Source organism: Ramlibacter sp. (assembly GCF_013697775.1).
Lineage (GTDB): Bacteria > Pseudomonadota > Gammaproteobacteria > Burkholderiales > Burkholderiaceae_C > Ramlibacter.
This window is the reverse complement of record NZ_JACCWG010000384.1, coordinates 1-2,744: the sequence shown is the minus strand read 5'-3', so window position 1 is coordinate 2,744 and position 2,744 is coordinate 1. Positions and strand designations below refer to the sequence as shown.

Annotated in this window: 2 protein-coding genes; both read left to right on the top strand. The window is 67.9% G+C overall.

The annotated features are described in order from the left end of the window. Positions 1-72: 72 nt before the first annotated feature. Positions 73-1,161, top strand: coding sequence for a carotenoid 1,2-hydratase (locus tag H0U68_RS19625; protein ID WP_296358590.1), 1,089 nt, complete (start codon positions 73-75; stop codon positions 1,159-1,161). Between the two features lie 30 nt (positions 1,162-1,191). After that, a complete protein-coding gene (locus H0U68_RS19620; RefSeq protein ID WP_296358589.1) occupies positions 1,192-2,625 on the top strand; it encodes an MFS transporter in 1,434 nt (477 codons plus the stop codon). Positions 2,626-2,744: the final 119 nt, after the last annotated feature.

Sequence of the window (2,744 nt, the reverse complement as noted above, 5' to 3'; positions counted from 1 at the left end):
CGACTGTACTGCCGCGCACGAGCAAATGGCACGCGCGCTGCGCCCCACGCCGGCGCACTGAGAGCCCGCGCCATGCGCCCGCTGCCACCCGGTCTGCTACGACGCCAGCTGGTGCTGGGCGGCATGGCCGGCCTTGCCGGACTGGTCTCGCACATGCCGGCGCATGCTCTTTCAGCAAAGCCTTTCCTCTTTCCAGGAGACCGCGGCTCACACCCCGACTTGCGCACCGAGTGGTGGTACATCACCGGCCAGGCGGCTGCAGGCAACCGCAGTTTTGGCTTTCAGCTCACTTTTTTCCGCAAGCGGGTGGACGGCACCCAGGGCATGGCGTCGCGGTTTGCAGCGCGGCAGCTGCTGTTTGCGCATGCCGCCGTCACCGACGTGGAGGGCAAAAAACTCTGGCACGACCAGCGCATCGCACGCGCCGGCTTCGACGTGGCCGGTGCCGCCGAGGACGACGCGCGCATCAAGCTGCGCGACTGGTCGCTGGAGCGCGGCGCCGACGGCAGCTTCCAGGCCCGCCTGCGCGCCGCGGATTTCGCGCTGGACCTGGTCTGCAAGCCGACCCAGCCGGTGCTGCTGCAAGGCGACAAGGGCCTGTCGCGCAAGGGCCCCGAGGCCGCGCAGGCCAGCTACTACTACAGCCAGCCGCAGCTTGCGGTGAGCGGGCGCATCGAGCTGCGCGGGCAGCGCTTCGACACCACCGCCGGCAAGGCGTGGATGGACCACGAATGGAGCGACGACCTGCTGCACCAGGAGGCCATGGGCTGGGACTGGATCGGCATGAACCTGGACGACGGCAGCGCGCTCACCGCGTTCCAGCTGCGCCGGGCCGACGGCACGCCGCTGTGGGACGGCGGATCGTTCCGCGCGGGCAGCGGCGCCACCTACATCGCCGGCAAAGGCGAGACGCAGTTCGCGGCGCGGCGCTACTGGACCAGCCCGCTGTCGGGCGCGAAGTATCCGGTGGAATGGCTGGTGCGCACGCCGGCCGATTTCTACAGGGTGTGCGCCGTCCTCGACAACCAGGAACTGGACAGCCGCGCCTCCACCGGCGCGATCTACTGGGAAGGCCTGTCCGACCTGATCGACGGCAACGGCCGCAAGGTCGGCCGCGGCTACCTGGAGATGACCGGTTACACCAAGCGGCTGAAGCTCTGAACGACGCAGAGCGGTACGACACAAAGCGACATGACGACCAGCATCGCCGACACCGACCGCAAGCGTTATCTCCCGTGGGTGGTGGCCACGGTCATGTTCATGGAGACGCTGGACGCGACCATCGTCAACACCGCCGTGCCCAGCATGGCCGCCAGCCTGCACGTGGCGCCGCTCAGCCTGAAGGCGGTGGTGGCCAGCTACATCCTGAGCCTGGCCGTGTGCATTCCCATCAGCGGCTGGCTGGCCGACCGCTTCGGCACGCGGCGCGTGTTCTTCAGCGCGGTGGCCGTGTTCACCTTCGCCTCGCTGCTGTGCGGGTTGTCGCTCAACGTGCCGATGCTGGTGGCCGCGCGCCTGCTGCAGGGTTTGGGCGCGGCGATGATGATGCCGGTGGGGCGGCTCACCATCATCCGCACCTTCGGCAAGGCGCAGCTGCTGTCGGCGATGAACTTCGTGGTCATGCCGGCGCTGGTCGGCCCGCTGCTGGGGCCCACCGTCGGCGGACTGATCGTGCACGTGGCGTCCTGGCGCTATGTGTTCCTGGTCAACCTGCCCGTGGGGCTGGCCGCGCTGGCGCTGATCTGGCGCTACCTGCCCGACTACAAGGGCGACGCTCCGCGGCCGCTGGACACGGTCGGCTTCGTGCTGTTCGGCGCCGGCGTGGCGCTGCTGTCGTGGCTGCTGGAGGTGTTCGGCGAACACCGGCTGGACGCGACGTCCACCGGCGTGCTGTTCGTGCTGTCGATCGGGCTGCTGCTGGCCTACGGGCTGCACGCGCGGCGTGCGCCGTATCCGCTGCTGCGGCTGTCGCTGTTCTCGGTGCGCACGTTCCGCGTCTCGGTGCTGGGCGGTTTCGCCACGCGCATCGGCCTGGGCGGCATGCCTTTCCTGCTGCCGCTGCTGTACCAGTTGGGCATGGGCATGCCGGCCTGGCAGTCCGGCCTGATGCTGATGCCCTCGGCGGCGGCAGCCATCACCATGAAGACCGCCACCAAACCGCTGCTGGCGCGGTTCGGCTACCGGCGCGTGCTCATCGTCAACACGATGCTGATCGGCGTGGCGATTTCGCTGTTCTCCACCATCGGCCCCGGCACGCCGATTGCCATGATCGTGCCATTGGCACTGGCCATGGGTTTTTTCAACTCCATGCAGTTCTCGGCCATGAACAGCCTGGCCTATGCCGACATCGAAGGCCCGGATACCAGCATGGCCAGCACGATCGCGAGTTCGCTGCAGCAGCTGTCGATGAGCTTCGGCCTGGCCGCGGGATCGCTGGTGGCGGGGTGGTTCCTGGACGGCCTGCCGCAGAAGGACCAGGCGCTGGTGACGGATGCGCTGCACCACGCGTTCTTGGCGCTGGCGGTGATCACGGTGGCGTCGTCGCTGGCGTTCTGGAAGTTGAAGCAGAACGATGGCGAGGCGGTGAGCCGGGGGACGGAGAAGCTGGTGGAGCAGTCGTCCTAGTGTGGTGCGCGCCTCTGTTCTGTACTTATCGTGAGATCGCAGCCAATGCAGCCTTGGCTCTGGTGACCTTGGCCAGGATGTCCGAAGCACTGGCTGTCCAGATGAATGGTTTGGGGTTG